This window comes from Pseudorhodobacter sp. (assembly GCF_034675685.1).
In the GTDB taxonomy this organism is placed as follows: Bacteria; Pseudomonadota; Alphaproteobacteria; order Rhodobacterales; family Rhodobacteraceae; genus Pseudorhodobacter.
The window spans coordinates 131,851-150,857 of the sequence record NZ_JAUCDA010000008.1; the positions used below are offsets into that span (position 1 = coordinate 131,851).

Genomic DNA, 19,007 nt, shown 5'->3' on the forward strand with positions numbered 1-19,007 from the left:
CATGACACAGGCTGATTTCCTTTCCGCGCCCTTTCCGGCCGCAATCAAACTGACAGAGGCCGAAGTCAAAGGGCCGCGCCGGTTTTTCAACCGCGAACTCAGTTGGCTGGCGTTCAACTGGCGGGTGCTGGATGAGGCGTCGAACCACGCGGTTCCCCTGCTGGAGCGGCTGCGGTTCTTGTCAATCTCGGCCACCAATCTGGATGAATTTTATACTGTCCGGGTGGCGGGGCTGCGGGCGCTGAAACACAGCGGCAAGCTGCGCATCTCGGACGATGGGCGTCTGCCCGCCGAACAACTGACGCTGATCAATGAAAACGCCCGTAAACTGTTGCAAGCGCAGCAATCCGTATTCAACAAGCTGAAAAGGGAAATGGATGCCCAGGGCATCACCATCGTCAGCCGCTCCAAACTGACAACCCGCGACCTGAAATTCCTTGAGGCGCATTTTCTGAACAAGGTCTTTCCGGTGCTGTCGCCTTTGGCAATCGACCCCGCGCACCCGTTCCCCTTCATTCCCAACACCGGCTTTTGCCTAGCGCTGGAGCTGGAGCGGGTTCGGGACAAACGCGCCTTGCAGGCCTTGCTGCCGATCCCGCAGCAAATCAGCCGTTTTGTACCGCTGCCCGCCAAGGCTGGTGAAGATCGGTTCTTGCTGCTTGAAGACCTGTTGCTGTTGCATCTTGGCATGTTGTTTCCCGGCTATACGGATCGTGGCCATTGCACCTTTCGCGTGCTGCGCGACAGCGATCTGGAGGTAGAGGATGAGGCCGAAGATCTGGTGCGCGAATTTGAAACCGCGCTGAAACGGCGCCGGCGGGGTGAGGTGATCCGCCTGAAAATCAGCGCCGGCGCACCAGAGGATTTGCGCAGCCTGATCATGCAAGAGCTGCATGTGACCAATGAAGATACGGTCGAGGTGCGCGGATTGCTGGGGGTGGCCGATCTGCAACAATTGGTGCTCGACAGCCGCAAAGATCTGCAATGGCCGAAATTCAGCCCCCGCGTCCCGGAACGGGTACAAGACCATGAGGGCGATATGTTCGCGGCCATCCGGCAAAAGGACATGCTGCTGCATCACCCCTATGAAACCTTTGATATGGTGATCCGGTTTTTGGAACAGGCGGCGCGCGACCCCAATGTTCTGGCGATCAAGCAAACCCTGTACCGCACCAGCCTTGACAGCCCCGTGGTCAGCGCCCTGTGCGAAGCCGCCGAGGCTGGCAAATCCGTGACCGCGCTGGTGGAATTGAAGGCGCGGTTTGATGAGGCCGCCAATATCCGCCAGTCGCGGCGGTTGGAACGGGCGGGGGCGCATGTGGTTTACGGCTTTATGACGCTGAAAACCCATGCAAAAATCAGCACCGTTGTCCGGCGCGAAGGGGACCAGCTTGTCACCTACACCCATTACGGAACCGGCAATTACCACCCGATCACCGCGCGCATTTATACCGATCTGTCATTCTTTACCTGCGATGCCGCCTTGGGCCGCGACGCAACCAAAGTGTTCAACTACCTGTCAGGCTATGTACAGCCCGAAGCCTTGGAAAACCTGGCCATTGCGCCAACAACCCTGAAACCGCGGTTGCTGGAACTGATTTCCGCCGAGGCCGCGCATGCAAAGGCAGGCAGAGCCGCCGAAATCTGGGTAAAGGTCAATGCGCTGGTGGAATCCGACATCATCGACGCGCTTTATGCGGCGTCTGGCGCGGGGGTGAAAATCAGCCTTGTGGTGCGCGGCATTTGCGCCCTGCGCCCCGGCATCAAGGGCCTGTCCGAAAACATCCGTGTCAAGTCGGTTGTGGGTCGGTTTTTGGAACATTCGCGCATCGTTTGCTTTGGCAATGGCCACGGCTTGCCCTCTAAAAAGGCACGGGTGTTCTTTTCATCCGCTGATTGGATGGGCCGCAACCTGACCCGCCGGGTGGAAACGCTGGTAGAGGCGCATAACCCTACTGTAAAGGCGCAGATCGTCAGCCAGATCATGGCCGCCAACCTTGCGGATGAGGCGCAAAGCTGGGTTTTGGGGCCGCAAGGCGATTATCAGCGCAGTCTTTTGGCCAAGGATGGCCAGCTTTTCAACTGCCACAAGTTCTTTATGGAAAACCCCTCGCTTTCGGGGCGTGGCACCGCCGGGGCAAAAGATGTGCCAAAACTTGCCCACAGCCGCGACGATAGCACCCCCTGACGGCGAAATCCATCCGTTGACCTTGGTGCTGCAACGCGGCAAAGTCGGCAGGCAGCAACGCAAAGAGACCCCGATGGCCAATGCAAAGAAGTCCAAATCCCCCCTTCCCTTGCCCGAGGATGGTGGGCCCTTTGGCCGCTCGTTGTTTGATGACCCCTCGGTCCGCGCGCTTAGCCGGGTTGGCGTGGTTGATGTCGGTTCCAACTCGGTGCGGATGGTGGTGTTTGATGGCGCCGCCCGTTCGCCCGCCTATTTCTATAACGAAAAGCTGATGGCGGGCTTGGGCAAAGGGCTGGCGGAAACCGGCATGCTGAACCCCGAAGGCAAGGAACGCGCGGTGATCGCGCTGAAACGCTTTGCGGTTTTGGCCAAGGGAATGGGGATTTCGCCGCTGACCTGCGTCGCCACTGCCGCCGTGCGGGATGCCAGCGATGGCCCCGCCTTTGTCGAACGGGTTCTGGCCGAAACCGGGCTGAAGCTCTGGGTGATCGACGGCGAGGAGGAGGCGCGGCTGTCAGCCCAGGGCGTGCTTTTGGGCTGGCCGGGCGCGCGAGGAATTGTTTGTGACATCGGCGGCAACTCGATGGAACTGGCCCGCGTTGCCGATGGCAAGGTTGGCCGGCGCGCCACCTCGCCGCTTGGCCCCTTTCGCTTGCAGCAGGTCGAAGGCGGCGTTGCAAAACGCAAAGCCCTGATTGACCGTGTGCTGAAAAAGCTGAAAACCAAGCTGGAGCCGGAAAACGACCGCATCTATCTGGTTGGCGGCTCATGGCGGGTGATCGCGCGGCTGGATATGGAGCGGCGCAATTACCCGCTGACGGTGCTGCACGAATACCGCATGACGCCGCAATCTGCCCTGGATACGCTGGATTGGATCGCCGCCAATGACCCGGCGGTTTTGCGGGCCCGTACCGGCACCGGGGCGGAACGTATGGCGCTGGTGCCGCTTGCCGGCGAGGTGCTGCGCGAATTGATCCGCATCTTCAAGCCAAAGGAAATCGACGTATCCTCTTATGGCATCCGCGAAGGGCTGCTCTATGAACAGATGCACGAAAAGCTGCGGTCACGCGACCCGCTGATCGAGGCCGCACGCGCCGCCGAGATCACCTCGGCCCGGCTGCCGGGCTTTGGCAAAAAGCTGTATACTTTCCTGCTGCCGCTGTTCAAAACCGCAAATGAGGAAGAAACCCGCCTGATCAAAGCTGCCTGCCTGCTGCATGATACCACATGGCGCGCGCACCCCGACTACCGCGCCGAGGTGTGTTTTGATAACGCCACCCGCGCCAATCTTGGGGGCCTTGACCATCCGGGCCGGGTGTTTCTGGGTCTGGCCCTGCTGCATCGCTATAAAAACAGCCGCACCGGGTCCCGGCTGGAACCGCTGTTTCGACTGCTGAGCGAGGACCAGATTCAAAAGGCCGAAGTGCTGGGCAAAGCCATGCGTTTTGGCGCGATGTTTTCAGCAACAGGCCCGGAAAGCGCCGGTTCCTTGCTGTGGCTGCCACGCAAGAAAGTATTGCAATTGACCCTGACCCCGATGGGAAAAGACCTGTTTGGCGAGGTAAGCCAGGCCCGGTTCAAGGCCCTTGCCGCCGCCATGCGCGCAACCCCCGAAGTAAAGGAAGGCCCCGCCCATGCTGACGCTTGATCATCTGGCCCTCTCGGCCACCAACCTGGCCGAAGGCGTCGATCTGGTAGAACAGGCGCTTGGCGTTGCGCTTGCCCCCGGTGGCACGCATGCGCTGATGTCCACCCACAATCGGCTGTTGGGCTTGGGCGATATTTATCTGGAGGTCATCGCGATTGACCCGGCCGCGCCCAAGCCACCGCACCCGCGCTGGTTTGATCTGGACCATTTCACCGGCGCGCCCCGGCTGACCACCTGGATTGTTGCCTGCGACAATCTTGATACGGCCCTGGCCACCCTGCCCCAGGCTGCGGGCACGCCGGTTGATCTGCAACGCGGCGATTTGCGCTGGCGCATGGCAGTGCCGGCGAATGGCCGCCTGCCCTTTGGCGATGCCCATCCCGCGCTTATCCAATGGCACGGCAGCGCCCACCCCGCGCAACGGCTACCCGATAGCGGTATCCGGCTTGCGTTGCTGGAAATCACAACCCCTGACGCGGCAGCCCTGAACGATGCCCTGAAGGGGCAGTTCCACGATGCCCGCGTAAACATCATCCCAGGCCCACAAAAAGCCATGCGCGCCAGTTTTTCTACCCCGCATGGGACCCGCGTACTGGAATGAGCTTTGGTCTGGCGGATAGTCCCGCGGCCCGCGCGCAGATCGGCGCGCATGGGGATACGGGATGGCGCCCCTATCTGACGCAAAATTCCAGGCCTGACAGCCCCCCTTTTCAGGAGTAAACTGCCCGAATGTCGATCTGGACCCGCATAAATGACGTGCTTTCAGCCCTTGCCTCGGGCGAAGGGCTGGCCGCTGTTTTCGAACGGCTGCGGGGGTTCAGAATGCGAACGCCAGAACGCTCGGTCGGGTTTACCATCGCGGTCATCGCTTTGGGGGCCAAGATGGCAAAGGCCGACGGGAAAGTGACGCGCGATGAGGTCGCGGCCTTTCGCCAGCTTTTCGCCATTGCCCCCGAAGAAGAGGCAAACGCCGCCCGCATTTTCAACCTTGCGCGGCAAGATGTAGCCGGGTTTGATGCCTATGCTCGCAAAATCGCGGATATGTTCCCCGATGAGGGGCGGCAAACGCTGATTGACCTGCTCGAAGGGCTGTTCACCATCGCGATGGCAGATGGGGAATACCACCCCAATGAAGACCTGTTTCTATCCGAGGTGGCGCAGATTTTTGGCTTGGGCGATCCCTGTTTTCGATCGCTGCGCGCCCGCTTTGTCGAAGATTTGCCACGCAACCCCTATGATGTGCTTGGGGTTCCCCCGGATGCCTCGCAAGAGGTCATAAGGGCCGCATGGAAACAGGCGGTGCGAGACAGCCACCCAGACCGGCTGATCGCGCGCGGTGTGCCGCTTGAGGCGGTCAAGCTTGCCAGCCGGCGGATGGCTGATATCAATGCCGCGTGGAAGGAACTGAATGGCAAACGCGCCGCTTGATCAGCCCCCCAAACGCCTGCGGCTTGCGACCTATAATGTCGAATGGTTCAACGGGTTGTTTGATGACGAAGACAAGCTGCTGGCCGATGATGAACGCTCGGCCCGCTATAAGATCAGCCGCGCCGAACAGCTTGCCTCGATTGGCATTGTATTCACCGCGATGGATGCCGACGGCGTGATGATTATCGAGGCCCCCGATACCGGCACCCACCGATCGACGACACGGGCGCTGGAAAATTTTGCAAGGCATTTCGGGCTCCGCTCGCGCCGCGCCCTGCATGGATTTGTCAGCGAAACCGAGCAGGAAATTGCCTTTCTCTATGATCCCGACCGCCTGAGCGCCAGCCACAGGCCGATGGGCCCCGCCCCCGGCGAGGGTGTAGCGGGCGATGTGCCGCGCTTTGACGGTGTGTTTTCGCAGACGTTGAATAGCGACCTGCCCCCTGAACAAATCCGTTTTTCCAAGCCCCCACTGGAAGTGGCTTTGACCGACAGGCTTTCAGGCCAACACTTGCGGTTGATCGGCGTGCACGCCAAATCCAAGGCCCCCCATGGTGCGCGCACACCGGCAGCCGTGACCCGCATTGCGATTGAAAACCGCCGCAAACAGCTTGCACAATGCCTGTGGTTGCGGGCACGGGTACAAACCCATCTGCTGCAGGGGGATGCGCTGGTGGTGATGGGCGATTTCAACGATGGTCCGGGGCTGGATGAATATGAAAAGCTGTTCGGAAAATCGGGGATAGAAATCGTCATCGGCCCGGATAGCGCACCCGAAATGCAGATGCTTGACCCCCATGCCAAAATGGTGCTGGGCCGCAAGATCGGGGTCGCGCCGACATCGTCCCGGTTCTACGACCTCAGCCGGAAACGCTATTTTGAGGCGCTGCTGGATTTCATTCTGGTCTCGCCCAATCTGGCCCCGGCGGCCCCGGTCTGGCGGATTTGGCACCCGATGGATGACCCCGATTGCTGGCGAATCCCGGAGCTGCGCGAAGCCTTGCTGGCCGCCTCGGATCATTTTCCGGTAACGCTTGATCTGCATTTTTCCGGGGCAAACGGGGCTGGCCCCAACAGGGCTGGTAATGTGCCCTGATCCCCCCCCATATTGGGTGGATGAGACAAAAGATAACGCCCTTCACCCTGTGCCTGCTGCTCGTGCTTGCCGCGCCCGTGCCTGTTTTTGCGCAAGATGCGCAGGCCGAGCGCAACGAGGGGCTTAGCCTGATGGAACGCGGGATGCGGTTGCTGTTCGATGGGCTTATCGAGGAAATGGAACCCGCTTTGGGCGAAATGGCCGAAGCGATGAAACAGTTGGAGCCGATGGCACGGCAGCTTGCCGCGCTGATTGGCGATGTGCGGTATTATGAGCAGCCCGAGCGGCTGGAAAATGGCGACATCCTCATCCGGCGTAAAGCCGATGCGCCGCCCCCGCCGAAATTGCCTGAACCTGACACGGCCCCCCTTATGGATCTGGCACCAAAGGGCCAGATAGATTTATAGGGCAGGCTGATTTTTACGGTCGGACCCAAGGGGGCGCTCGCGCCCCCTCGTCGCTGCGCGCCTCACCCCCTGAGGATATTTGTGCCGAACAGAAAGCGCGACGTAGCAGGTTTATGGCATGGGGCGGGGGCGGCCCTTACCCCCGCGCCTCACGGATCAGCCGTAAAATATCCTTGGCGGCTTCGGGAATATTGGTGCCGGGACCGAAAATCGCCTTTACGCCTGCATCATATAGAAACTGATAATCTTGCTGTGGGATAACCCCGCCGCAGATCACCAGAATATCGCCAGCCCCGGCGGCTGACAGCGCCTGCACCAGTTTTGGCGCAAGCGTTTTATGGCCAGCCGCCTGCGAGGAGATGCCGATGATATGCACATCATTGTCAATCGCATCCTGCGCCGCCTCTTCGGGGGTTTGGAACAGCGGGCCGACATCTACGTCAAAACCGATATCCGCAAAGGCGGTGGCGATGACTTTGGCGCCACGATCATGGCCATCCTGACCCATTTTGACCACCAGCATACGCGGGCGGCGGCCTTCGCTTTCGGCGAAATCCTCGACATCTTTCTGGATCGCGGCGAAACCTGCATCGCCTTCATAGGCCGCCCCGTAAACCCCGGCGAGGGTCTTGACCTCGGCCCGGTGGCGGCCAAAGATTTTTTCCATTGCCATACTGATCTCTCCTCCTGAGGCGCGGGCGCGGGCGGCATCAACCGCCGCTGCCAAAAGATTACCGCCATCGCGCGCGCGGCGGGTCAGTTCGTCCAACGCCGCATCGCAGGCAGCCTGATCACGGGTGGCGCGCATTTTGGCCAGGCGGTCGATCTGGCTTTGGCGCACGGCCACATTGTCGATATCCAGAATGTCGATCGGGTCTTGTTGCGCCAGCCTGTACTTGTTGACGCCAACAATCACCTCTTCGCCACGGTCAATCATGGCCTGCCTGCGGGCGGCAGATTCCTCAATCCGCAACTTTGGCATGCCGGTAGCGACGGCCTTGGTCATGCCGCCCATTTCTTCGACTTCCTCAATCAGCTTCCACGCTTCCTCGGCCAGTTGCGCGGTCAGGCTTTCGACGTAATAGGACCCAGCCAGCGGATCGACAACCTTTGTGACGCCGGTTTCTTCTTGCAAGATCAACTGGGTGTTGCGGGCAATGCGCGCCGAAAACTCGGTTGGCAAGGCGATCGCCTCATCCAGCGCGTTGGTGTGCAGGCTTTGCGTGCCGCCCAAGGCTGCCGCCATCGCCTCATACGCCGTGCGGATCACGTTGTTATAGGGGTCGGCCTCTTGCAGGCTGACGCCGGAGGTCTGGCAATGGGTGCGCAGCATCAGCGACCCTTCTTTTTTTCGCGCCAAATTCAGTCATGATGCGGTGCCACAGCAGCCGGGCGGCACGCAGTTTTGCGGCCTCCATAAAAAAGTTCATGCCAATGGCGAAGAAAAAGCTGAGCCGGCCCGCGAACGCATCCACATCCATGCCGCGCGCAATGGCGGTGCGCACATATTCGCGCCCATCGGCCAATGTATAGGCCAGTTCTTGCACCAGATTTGCGCCTGCCTCTTGCATGTGGTAGCCGCTGATCGAAATCGAATTGAATTTAGGCATCTCGGCGGCGGTATATTCGATGATATCCGCGATGATCCGCATCGAGGGTTCTGGCGGATAAACATAGGTATTGCGCACCATGAACTCTTTCAGAATATCATTCTGAATCGTGCCCGACAGCAGATCGCGGCTGACCCCCTGTTCTTCGCCCGTCACGATGAAATTCGCCAGAATCGGGATCACCGCGCCGTTCATCGTCATCGAGACAGACACCTTATCAAGCGGAATTCCGTCGAACAGGATCTTCATATCCTCGACCGAATCAATCGCCACGCCTGCCTTGCCAACATCGCCTTCGACGCGTGGATGGTCGGAATCATAGCCGCGATGGGTCGCCAGATCGAAGGCCACAGAAACCCCTTGCTGGCCTGCGGCAAGCGCCTTGCGATAAAAGGCGTTCGACGCCTCGGCGGTGGAAAAGCCCGCATATTGGCGGATGGTCCAAGGGCGGCCCGCATACATCGTGGCGCGCACCCCGCGCGTGAACGGCCCCACACCGGGCACACCGCCCATATGCGGCAAGCCTGCCACATCGGCCTCGGTGTAGAGTGGTTTGACGCGAATACCTTCCAGCGTGTCCCATGTCAGCGTCGAAGGGTCACGGCCCTTCAGCTCTTTTGTCGCCAGTGCCGCCCAGGTTTTCGCAGCATCGCTCTTTTCATCCGTCATGGCTTTTTCCTTCACTCTGGCCAAAGGACACGGCCTTTGACAATCTTGCTTTGGTTTACGGCCAAGACACCCTATATGAGGGTGAAGGAGACCGCATGAAACGACTTCAAATTCTTGTTCTGACAGTATTTCTGCCGTTTATGGCTGTCGCCGAACCGGCAGAGCCCTTGACCGTGTTCGACGCGCAAGCTGTCACCATGGCCGAGTTTTTATGGATCAAACGCCCCATCGTTGTGTTCGCAGACAGCCCCAATGACCCCGCATTCATCACGCAGATGGAATTTCTGGCCGAGCGCCCCGCAGCCCTGTTGGAGCGTGACGTGGTGGTGGTCATAGATACCGATCCCGCCAATCTCTCCTCGTTTCGGCAAAAGCTGCGGCCGCGTGGGTTTTCGCTGGTGCTGATGGACAAGGACGGCGGCATCGAGATCCGCAAGCCTCGCCCGTGGGATGTGCGCGAAATCACCCGCGCCATCGACAAGTTCCCGCTGGCGCGGCAAGAGATTTTGGAACGGTTTCCATCGGGGCGGTAGGCCCCTCCCCCTGTTTTCAAGGTAAAAATAGGGGGAAAGGCAGCCACCTTATTCAAACTCCATGATCACTTCATCCACCTTCAGGCTGGCACCGGCAGCGGCGTTCACGGCCTTCACCACGCCCTTCTTCTCGGCGCGCAGGATGTTTTCCATCTTCATTGCCTCAACCGTGGCAAGCGCCTGACCTTCCTGCACCTCGTCGCCCACGGCCACGTTGATTTTCACGATCAGCCCCGGCATCGGGCACAGCAGGAATTTTGACGTATCCGGTGCCTGTTTTTGCAGCATCAGGCCCGCCAGTTCGGCCTGACGCGGGGTGCGAACGTGGCAGGTGAAATCTGCGCCACGCAACCGCAGACGAAAGCCGCCCGGCATTTTGCCGACCTTCATCACCAAAGGCGCACCATCCACGGTAAGACAGGCCAGCGGTTGGCCCGGTGTCCAGTCGCTTTCCACCCGCATCTCGGCCCCATCCGCAAAGCGGATGGTTGAGCCCGCACGGTCGGCGGCAATGGTCACATCAAACGACTGCCCTTGCAGGGTCACGTTCCAATCGCTGCCGACCTTGCGTTCATGGTTGTCCATCGTGCCAGAAATCCGCGCGCGGCGAATTTCCGCGACGCGGTTCATCGCTGCCGCGGCGGCGACAACGCGGCTGGTCAGACCTGCCTCCAGATCGACCCCCACAAACCCTTCCGGGTATTCCTCGGCGATAAAGGCCGTCGTGATATCGCCGGACACGAATCGCGGGTGGTCCATCACCGCCGAACAAAACGGCAGATTATGGCCAATGCCCTCCACCTCGAATGTGTCTAGCGCCAGTCGCATTTCCTCTATCGCCTCGGCACGGGTCGGGCCCCAAGTGCACAGCTTGGCGATCATCGGGTCGTAATACATGCTGATCTCGCCCCCCTCGAACACGCCGGTATCATTGCGCACGATGCCGCCGCCGGCGGTCGGCCCTTCAACTGGCGGGCGGTAGCGGGTCAACCGGCCGATAGAGGGCAGAAAGCCGCGATAGGGGTCTTCGGCGTAAAGCCGGCTTTCAATCGCCCAGCCGTTGATCTTCAGGTCTGATTGCCGGAACGGCAGCGGTTCACCATTCGCCACGCGGATCATTTGTTCCACCAGATCGACGCCGGTGATCAGCTCGGTTACCGGATGTTCCACCTGCAAACGGGTGTTCATTTCAAGGAAGTAAAAGTTCTTGTCACCGTCAACAATAAATTCCACCGTCCCTGCCGATGTATAGCCCACCGCCTGCGCCAGCGCGCAGGCCTGTTCGCCCATCGCCTTGCGTGTCGCTGCGTCCAGAAACGGGCTTGGGGCCTCTTCGATCACCTTTTGATTGCGGCGCTGGATCGAGCATTCGCGTTCATGCAGATAAACGCAATTGCCGTGTTTATCGGCAAGCACCTGAATTTCAATATGACGCGGTTGGGTTACGAATTTCTCGATGAAAATCCGGTCATCGCCAAAGCTGTTTGCCGCCTCGCTTTTCGACGACTCAAAACCTTCTTTGACCTCGGTTTCCGACCACGCGATCCGCATTCCCTTGCCGCCACCGCCCGCAGAGGCCTTGATCATCACCGGATAGCCGATCTCGCCTGAAATCCTGACCGCCTCATCGGCATCCGCAATAATCCCCATATAGCCCGGAACCGTGGAAACCCCGGCCTCCATCGCCAGTTTTTTAGAGGTGATCTTGTCGCCCATCGATTCAATCGCGGGCGAAGGTGGCCCGATAAAGACCACGCCCTCTTTTTCCAACGCCGCCGCGAAGTTCCGGTTTTCAGACAGAAAACCATAGCCCGGATGCACCGCCTCGGCGCCGGTCTGGCGCACCGCCTCCATGATCTTTTCGATCACGATATAGGATTGGTTGGCGGGTGCCGGACCAATATGCACCGCCTCATCGGCCATACGCACATGCAACGCGTTGCGGTCGGCATCAGAATAAACTGCCACGGTTTTGATACCCATCGCGCGGGCCGTCTTGATGACGCGGCAGGCAATTTCGCCACGGTTGGCAATCAGGATCTTTTTAAACATAGCAGCCCTTTCTCGGAAACGCGCGCGGCGCGCGGAAATGCAAAAAGGCCATCCGGGGAATACCCCGAATGGCCTTGTGAAAGTTGTTACGCCGCCCTGTGTGCGGTGCTGTCAGACCAGCACCGACAGCAACATCAGTAGCAAGCAGGAAGGCCAGGAAGGCCACAGGAAACGCCGCCCACCAGCGCGCCGACAAGCGCGCCCTTGGTTTTGCTGCCGCCGGTTGCATCGGCAATAACGGCACCTGCAGCGGCGCCGCCAATGGTGCGCACTGCGGCGTTATTGGTTGGTGAATTTGGGTTCTGAACACAGCCGGCCAAGCCAAGCGCGGCGACTGACACGAGAAGAAGAATAGATTTACGCATACTGCATAGCCTCGTTCTAGGGTTTTTATTGGAGGCAAGTCTAACGCTTTCAGACGCAAAGAAAAGAGAAAAATGGCAAACGGCGCGCCATAAGGCGCAAGCTCACCAAAGCGTGACGCAACCCGGCGCCTGCCCGGTGAAATCCACGCCGCACCGGCTTGCACCCCCTTGAAACCCAACGAAAATATGCGCGGCACCCCCGCAAGCCCCCCCCAGGAAACGGACGAGAGGGCGCAAGCAGGGTCCTGCCGTTTTTGCGTGCGGTTGCGCGGGTTCATGCCTATTCGTCCTCATCATCCCAATCGGCCCAGTCGTCCACCTCTAGCGGCGGCGCATCGGGGGCGAAAACCTTGGGAAAGGAGGCTTCGGCAAGTTTTACGTTGATCTTTAGCAGCGCGTCATAGCTTGCCGGGTCAAACGGGTCTTCTGCGGGCACCACCTCGCGTCCGAACAGCCATGACAACCGCCCAGCATCAAGATTTCCGCGCTCAAAAGGGTCTTCACCGAAATGCAGCCAAAGCGCTTTCATAAAGCCTTCATCTGCCGCCCGGTCTACATTTGCGCGGTCACGATAGCGCTCGCGGCGCACGATCTTGGTTGCCCCCGCCTTGTTGCCCCGGCGGATCACGAATTGATAATCAGTAGACGGCAGCCGTCCGGGAAACCCGCGATGCTTTATCATGCCGCGCCCCCCACCCAGCCCGTGCTGGCGGCGGGTCTTGCAGAAAGAAGAAGGGCGGGCATGGCGCAAAACGCGCCTTGCGCCCGCCCCCAGATATTACTTGTACTTGCCAGTATAAACCGGCTCTTGCGAAACAGTTTCTTCAACGTAAACTGTCTCAGGCTCTTTTGCCGCGCAGGCTGCCATGAAGGCAAATGCGCAGAGTGCCAGAATTGTTTTTGTGCTCGTGGACATCCTCTACTCCTAGTCTTTCGTGGGGATGGCGGCACGGGTTGTTCCGCTACGCGCCCCCAATGCGAGGTATCGGCCGCTTGGGTTCGGCCTTTGGGAACAATAGCCTGTCCCAGAAGCGAAAGACATAGGTCTTTATTCAAGTTGGCAGCATGTGGCTTGCCTACATCACGCGACAGCATATTAACGCCCATCACCCCCATATATTGTGTACTCATCAGTAAACCTCCCAGATGCAGGCATTGTTTTCGATGCTATAGGCTTCAAAAAACTGGGTTGCCGCTGGGTCTGCCTCACCAAACGGAACATTGATATCAGAGAAGGACAGAATAATCTGGTCCGGTATCTCGGCGCTTTCGGCAAGCTGCGGTATCACATAGGTTTCGCAAAGATGCAGCATATCTATGGCGGCGGTATCATAATCTATCGTGCCGCCCGCGCGTGAAATTTGCGGCGTCAGGAAACGTACGCGCAGCACCAGGCTGTCGCCCTCTTCCCAAAACACATCCTGCAGCATGACCGATTGGCCCGAGGGCACGGCGAACATATGCGCCTCGCCCTCGGCCGCTGCCAACCAGACCACCCCGCCCTGAAAGTTTTGCGTCATGCCGCAGCCTTACGCAGCAAAACCCGCCGCGCCTTTGGGGGGGCCTCTATATCGGTCACGGTGCCAAAGCCGGACAAAGCCTGCACCTGTTCTGTGGCGGTCGCTTCGCGCAGATCAAAGATCGCAGCGCCGCCGGGGGCCAATACCTTATCCAGAAAGGGCAAATACGAATCCACCGGATAGTGGAAGCCACAAGACAAGAATGAGACCACCAAATCCACCGGATCAATGCTTTCGGGGGCCGTATCGCGCGGATTCAGCGTGGTGATCTGGCTGGGCCGCACCCCGTTTGCCAGCAGCAATTCCCTGGCACGCGCAAGGCTGGAATAGGCCGCCCCTTCCGATTTGAACCCGAAATGCCGATGTTCATTGCTTTCAAGATCAATCAGCACAACATCCGCTTGCAGATCCCGCGCCAAAAACAGGTCAAAGAAAGCATAGCCGCAACCGATGTCGGCCACTCTTTTCGGTGCAAGGTCACGCAACAAAGGCGCAATTTCACGGTATTCCGCATGAATAACCCCTGCCGCGCGCCGTGCCACCTGCCCCCCCAAGCGGTCAATTTCGGCCTCCATCGGGGCCATATCACCGCCACCCCAGGCCCGGATCACCTGCCCCGCGCGCGGCAGATCATACATCACCTCAGAGCGTTGCAAGATCAGGTTGATCAGGTCGCCCCGATCCAGACAGCCAACATCAAGCCCGGCAACAACCGGGTCCGCTGCTTCTTTCGCGATATTGATGGCACTGCTCATTCGGCTCTCCGCTGGTTGGGGTTATAGCGGGATGTTATCGTGTTTTTTCCACGGGTTTGTAAGCTTTTTGCTGCGCAAACTTGCAAATGCCCGCGCAATGCGCCGCCGCGTGGAATGGGGCATGATGACCTCGTCGATAAACCCCTTTTCGGCGGCCACAAACGGGTTTGCAAACCGGCTTTCATATTCCTTGGTGCGCTCGGCCATTTCCTCGGTGGTCTTGCCGCGATAGATGATCTCGGTCGCGCCTTTGGCCCCCATCACCGCAATTTCTGCCGTTGGCCACGCATAGTTGAAATCGCCGCGCAAATGCTTGGACGCCATCACATCATAGGCGCCGCCGTAAGCCTTGCGCGTGATCACCGTGACCTTGGGCACCGTCGCCTCGCCGTAGGCAAACAACAGCTTGGCCCCGTGCTTGATGACGCCGCCATATTCCTGACTGGTACCGGGCAGAAAGCCGGGCACATCGACCAGAGTCAGAATCGGAATTTCGAAGGCATCGCAAAACCGCACGAACCGCGCGGCCTTGCGGCTGCTGTCGATATCCAGACAGCCCGCCAGAACCGTGGGCTGGTTGGCCACCACCCCCACAGACCGCCCCTCTATCCGAATGAAGCCAATGATGATATTACCCGCAAAATCGCGCTGAATTTCAAAGAAATCCCCCTCATCGGCCAGTTTCAGGATCAGTTCCTTCATATCATAGGGTTGGTTCGGGTTATCGGGGATCAACGTATCCAGGCTGTGCTCAAGCCGGGCCGGATCGTCAAAAAACGGCCGCGTTGGCGCCTTTTCCCGGTTCGACAGCGGCAGAAAGTCGATCAACCGTCTGGTTTCCGCCAGCGCTTCCACGTCATTCTCATAGGCGCCATCCGCAACGCTGGATTTTTTGGTATGGGTGCTGGCCCCGCCCAGTTCTTCCGCTGTTACCACCTCATTCGTGACGGTTTTAACCACATCCGGTCCGGTCACGAACATATAGGAACTGTCTTTGACCATGAAGATAAAGTCGGTCATGGCAGGCGAGTAAACCGCCCCCCCGGCGCATGGCCCCATGATCAGGCTGATCTGCGGCACCACCCCCGACGCCATGATATTGCGCTGAAACACCTCGGCATAGCCGGCAAGACTGGCGACACCTTCTTGAATCCGCGCGCCGCCGGAATCGTTGATCCCGATCACCGGCGCACCATTTTGTAGCGCCATGTCCATGATTTTACAAATCTTTTGCGCATGGGTTTCGGAAAGCGAGCCACCGAAAACCGTAAAATCCTGTGAAAACACATAGATCAACCGGCCATTCACCGTGCCCCATCCCGTCACCACACCATCCCCGTAAGGGCGGTCTTTCTCCATCCCGAAATCGGTACACCGATGGGCGACGAACATATCGAATTCCTCAAAGGAGCCCTCATCCAGCAAAAGCTCAATCCTCTCGCGCGCGGTCAGCTTGCCTTTGGCGTGCTGCGCCTCAATCCGGCGCTCCCCTCCGCCCTGACGGGCCATCGCGCGGCGGTCTTCCAGCTCTTGCAGGATATCTTTCATCATCGGCCTCCCCTAGATTTTGGCGCAATCTAACCGCTGCGCGGCGTCGGGGAAAGCAAAAACAAGGAAATTTGCAAAACATTGACCTGCGTAAAACTGCAAAATGCAAAACTGCAAATATTTCTGATGTGCTCATTATGTTTGGTGTCGGACCCATGAAATAATGTCCATTGGAGGGGGTTTTTGTCCATTTACACACATGGTTAGTGACCACTCAAAATCAGAAATATAGCTTTACACAATATTAACAACGCCTTAGCTAATCCACCTCCCATGATTAGAAACAACTTTAAGGCTTTGCCTATCGCTGCCTGGCGGTGTTTCCGCCCACCCTGTTGGCGCCCTTGCTTCGCCTTCCAAATTCGGGCGTTGAGCTTGACAGGCCAAGATAATTCGGCAGCTGTAAGACACTCAAATATATGGATGTGTGATGACCTCTTCGGCGAACCTATATTTTTACAATCTACCGTGGCGGGCCTTACCCGGCGCACTTCCTGAAGACGAAGAGATATTCGTGATAGGCGACGTTCATGGAGAGGCGGACTTGCTCAATGCCGCTCTTTCGTCAATCGCCGCTGTTACGCGCAGCACGAACAAACGGCGCCTCGTCTTTCTTGGCGATCTCATAGACCGTGGCACGTCATCCATTCCTGCGGTCAATTTGGCGATGGCAGGCAGAAAACACGCCTTGGCAGACGACCTGTGTATTCTACCTGGAAACCACGATCTGATGCTGCTTGACGCCATGAAAGATGAAGGCAGCCTCGAACACTGGCTAACCAATGGCGGAAAATCAGTGCTTGCTGAGCTCGGCCTCTCACACCAAAAAGATGCGTGGCCCGCAATCAAAGATAGCGTCAGGACCGCCTTACACCCTGATTACCTCGACCAAATCGCAAATGGGCCGACATACCTTCATCTCGGTGATTTGCTGTTTGTCCATGCAGGGATTGATCCGCATGCCGACCGTCCAACGTTTTTGGCACAAAGCCGACATCATGTCAGATCGGACATGCACTGGGCCACAATTCGCTACCCTTTCCTCAATTGGGCCGAAGGTTGGGACGATGCTGACCAAGATCCTGAACGCTGCCGACAAAAGCCCACCGTTGTTGTTCATGGCCATACACCCTCACTACGTGAGCCCCTCACCGACGCCGGAAAGTTGGAAATTTGTGATGGCATCGATGAATATCGGGCCGTCGATCTGGATATCGGGGCGGGCCACAGACGACAATTGGCTTGGGCACACTTCACCACAGAAAATGGCTGTAGCCAAATGCAGATCCACGCCGTTGTGAAACCTAAATCGGCACGTTGAAACGATGGTATCATATCTTAAAGTGACTGTGATTGCCGGAACTGCACCAGCGGAAATCACCCCATCATCAATGTTTGGAACAGAAAGGCCTGAATATGGTTAAACGCCCTACACTTGATGATATACAACGTGACCAAGCGCGCTTTATTGGGCCACCTGAACCACCTCAGGGACCTAAAATGCAACGGCGGATGACAGAAAAGGACGATATTTATGTCGAAACTCTTGTGACCGTCCATATCATCCGTGACCTGCCCCCCGGAAGTTCCCTCAGTCTGATGTAGAGTCTGCCCAACCTGAAGGAGCAGACGAGATGAGGAAAAGCCGTTTCACCGAAGCGCAGATTATCGGGATGATCAAAGAGCAGGAGGCTGGTTTGCCGACGGCGGAGCTGTGCCGGAAGCATGGATTGAGCCCTGCGACGTTTTACAAGCTGAAGGCCAAGTATGGCGGGATGGACCTGTCCGATGCCAAGCGGCTGAAGCAGCTCGAGGATGAGAATGCGAAGCTGAAGCGCCTGGTGGCAGATGTCATGCTGGACAATGTTGTGCTGAAGGATCTCTTGGGAAAGCCCTGACGACGCCGATGCAACGGCGGGACGCAGTGCTGCGGGCGACGCGGGATCATCCGATCTCTCAACGCCGGGCCTGCGTCCTGATCGGTGTCGATCCGAAGACCGTGCGGCGCGAGAGGCCGCCCGATAACCCGGAGATCCGTCTGGAAATGAACAAGATTGCTGAGAAGCGGCGGCGGTTCGGTTACCGGCGCATTGGCGTTCTGCTAAAGCGCATGGGCATGATTATGAACGAAAAGAAGCTTTACCGGATTTACCGGGAAGAGGGCCTGTCAGTGCGCCGCCGTAGAGGCCGGAAACGGACGCGAGGCAGCCGCACACCAATGCCAGTGCCATTGCGCCCGAACCAGCGCCCCCTCTCGGTGATTGCTTGCAATCACCTGCCGGGCAACGGGATCCTTGGACTTCCTGTCCGACACTTTCGGGGCCTGTCGCAAATTCCGCATCCTTGCGGTCAATGACGATTGCTGCCGCGAAAACCTATGCCTGGTCCCCGACACCAGCATCTCTGGGGCCAGGGTCGCACGGGAGTTGGATGCGCTGGTTCGGGTCTATGGGAAACCCGCCTGCATAGTTTCTGACAATGGCACGGAGTTCACCAGCAAGGCTATTCTGAAGTGGGCCAACGACAACAAGGTCGAGTGGCATTTCATCGACCCCGGCAAGCCGCAACAGAATGGTTACATCGAGTCATTCAACGGCAGCTTGCGCGACGAATGCCTCAACGAGGAAATCTTCGACAGCCTGACCGACGCCCGCCGAACGCTGGCCCTCTGGCGCTACGATTACAACAACGTCAGGCCGCATTCATCGCTCGGCAACAAGACCCCCACAGAAGCGCGCCGAGCGCTTGAGCTACTTGATGGCATCGCGCCCGGCGCGCTTGCCACACCCGAAACCGACGACTATCAAACCAAAGGACTCTCGTTATGACTGAGGGACGACCGGGGGGCAGGTCACGACATTGGCGAACCAGTGGGTAGATAGAGTGGTAGAAAGCGACGTCATTGGTACTCTGCCGGAAGATGATCGACCGATTTGCCGGACCTTTGCATTCTATATCGCTGCTGCTCAACTGTCGCCAGCCGATCAGCTTGAAGGCCTGAAAGGGAGCGAATTCGGGAAACAATTTTTGCTCTCAGTCATTCCATATCTAAAGACGCAACCATCTGAGGCGATAATTGGCGCGCTCAATGCCATATTAATAGAGAATGACGATCAAGCTGCCTTTCGGGTACTTTCCTCAGCACTTTATGGGGACACGCAAATCACGCCAGAACTGGAAGTCCTTGT

Annotated in this window: 16 protein-coding genes and 2 pseudogenes; 10 read left to right on the forward strand and 8 right to left on the reverse strand. The window is 58.4% G+C overall.

The genetic code is table 11. From position 1 onward, the window contains the following. The first annotated feature begins 1 nt into the window (after position 1). The 6 genes from VDP61_RS07885 (at position 2) to VDP61_RS07910 (ending at position 6,767) form a co-directional block, all read left to right on the forward strand. A complete protein-coding gene (locus tag VDP61_RS07885; RefSeq protein WP_323006389.1) occupies positions 2-2,188 on the forward strand; it encodes an RNA degradosome polyphosphate kinase in 2,187 nt (728 codons plus the stop codon). Between the two features lie 73 nt (positions 2,189-2,261). Beyond that, positions 2,262-3,836, forward strand: a complete 1,575-nt coding sequence (locus VDP61_RS07890) for a Ppx/GppA family phosphatase (RefSeq protein ID WP_323006390.1) — start codon at positions 2,262-2,264, stop codon at positions 3,834-3,836. Continuing rightward, complete coding sequence (locus VDP61_RS07895) at positions 3,823-4,437, forward strand: VOC family protein (protein WP_323006391.1); 615 nt, start codon at positions 3,823-3,825, stop codon at positions 4,435-4,437. Before VDP61_RS07890 ends, VDP61_RS07895 begins: the two co-directional genes overlap by 14 nt. A 128-nt stretch (positions 4,438-4,565) precedes the next feature. Then, entirely contained in the window at positions 4,566-5,264 is a 699-nt protein-coding gene (locus VDP61_RS07900) for a molecular chaperone DjiA (protein ID WP_323006392.1), read from the forward strand. Next, positions 5,245-6,360, forward strand: a complete 1,116-nt coding sequence (locus tag VDP61_RS07905; protein ID WP_323006393.1) for an endonuclease/exonuclease/phosphatase family protein — start codon at positions 5,245-5,247, stop codon at positions 6,358-6,360. Before VDP61_RS07900 ends, VDP61_RS07905 begins: the two co-directional genes overlap by 20 nt. Before the next feature lie 20 nt (positions 6,361-6,380). Further along, complete coding sequence (locus VDP61_RS07910) at positions 6,381-6,767, forward strand: AAA+ family ATPase (RefSeq protein ID WP_323006394.1); 387 nt, start codon at positions 6,381-6,383, stop codon at positions 6,765-6,767. Between the two features lie 136 nt (positions 6,768-6,903). Here VDP61_RS07910 and scpA read toward each other — a convergent pair. Continuing rightward, a pseudogene (scpA, locus tag VDP61_RS07915) lies at positions 6,904-9,046 on the reverse strand (methylmalonyl-CoA mutase). Positions 9,047-9,141: 95 nt separating this feature from the next. Between scpA and VDP61_RS07920 the strand changes: the two are divergent. Next, entirely contained in the window at positions 9,142-9,579 is a 438-nt protein-coding gene (locus VDP61_RS07920; protein ID WP_323006395.1) for a DUF4174 domain-containing protein, read from the forward strand. A 48-nt stretch (positions 9,580-9,627) separates the two neighbouring features. On the opposite strand, the gene VDP61_RS07925 is transcribed toward VDP61_RS07920, so the two are convergent. The 7 genes from VDP61_RS07925 to VDP61_RS07955 form a co-directional block, all read right to left on the reverse strand. Then, positions 9,628-11,631: an acetyl/propionyl/methylcrotonyl-CoA carboxylase subunit alpha gene (locus VDP61_RS07925; protein WP_323006396.1), complete on the reverse strand. Its 2,004-nt coding sequence runs from the start codon at positions 11,629-11,631 to the stop codon at positions 9,628-9,630. Then, positions 11,624-12,274: a hypothetical protein gene (locus VDP61_RS07930; protein WP_323006397.1), complete on the reverse strand. Its 651-nt coding sequence runs from the start codon at positions 12,272-12,274 to the stop codon at positions 11,624-11,626. Before VDP61_RS07930 ends, VDP61_RS07925 begins: the two co-directional genes overlap by 8 nt. Positions 12,275-12,276: 2 nt before the next feature. Next, positions 12,277-12,678, reverse strand: a complete 402-nt coding sequence (locus VDP61_RS07935; protein WP_323006398.1) for a hypothetical protein — start codon at positions 12,676-12,678, stop codon at positions 12,277-12,279. A 96-nt stretch (positions 12,679-12,774) separates the two neighbouring features. Further along, positions 12,775-12,912 (reverse strand): hypothetical protein, encoded by a 138-nt coding sequence (locus tag VDP61_RS07940; protein WP_323006399.1) that lies wholly within the window; start codon positions 12,910-12,912, stop codon positions 12,775-12,777. Positions 12,913-13,126: 214 nt separating this feature from the next. Then, entirely contained in the window at positions 13,127-13,516 is a 390-nt protein-coding gene (locus VDP61_RS07945; protein WP_323006400.1) for a DUF6497 family protein, read from the reverse strand. Further along, on the reverse strand, positions 13,513-14,271 hold the full coding sequence (locus VDP61_RS07950; RefSeq protein ID WP_323006401.1) for a class I SAM-dependent methyltransferase: 759 nt from the start codon (positions 14,269-14,271) through the stop codon (positions 13,513-13,515). The genes VDP61_RS07945 and VDP61_RS07950 overlap by 4 nt, the downstream gene beginning before the upstream one ends. A gap of 21 nt (positions 14,272-14,292) precedes the next feature. Further along, entirely contained in the window at positions 14,293-15,819 is a 1,527-nt protein-coding gene (locus VDP61_RS07955) for an acyl-CoA carboxylase subunit beta (protein ID WP_323006411.1), read from the reverse strand. Positions 15,820-16,249: 430 nt separating this feature from the next. On the opposite strand from VDP61_RS07955, the gene VDP61_RS07960 reads away from it, so the two are divergent. The 3 genes and pseudogenes from VDP61_RS07960 to VDP61_RS07970 all read left to right on the forward strand — a co-directional run. Then, on the forward strand, positions 16,250-17,140 hold the full coding sequence (locus VDP61_RS07960; RefSeq protein ID WP_323006402.1) for a metallophosphoesterase: 891 nt from the start codon (positions 16,250-16,252) through the stop codon (positions 17,138-17,140). A 313-nt stretch (positions 17,141-17,453) separates the two neighbouring features. After that, positions 17,454-18,647: pseudogene (locus tag VDP61_RS07965) on the forward strand (IS3 family transposase). 55 nt (positions 18,648-18,702) lie between these two features. After that, positions 18,703-19,007 (forward strand): hypothetical protein (locus VDP61_RS07970; protein ID WP_323006403.1); only part of this gene is annotated, 305 nt, incomplete at its 3' end.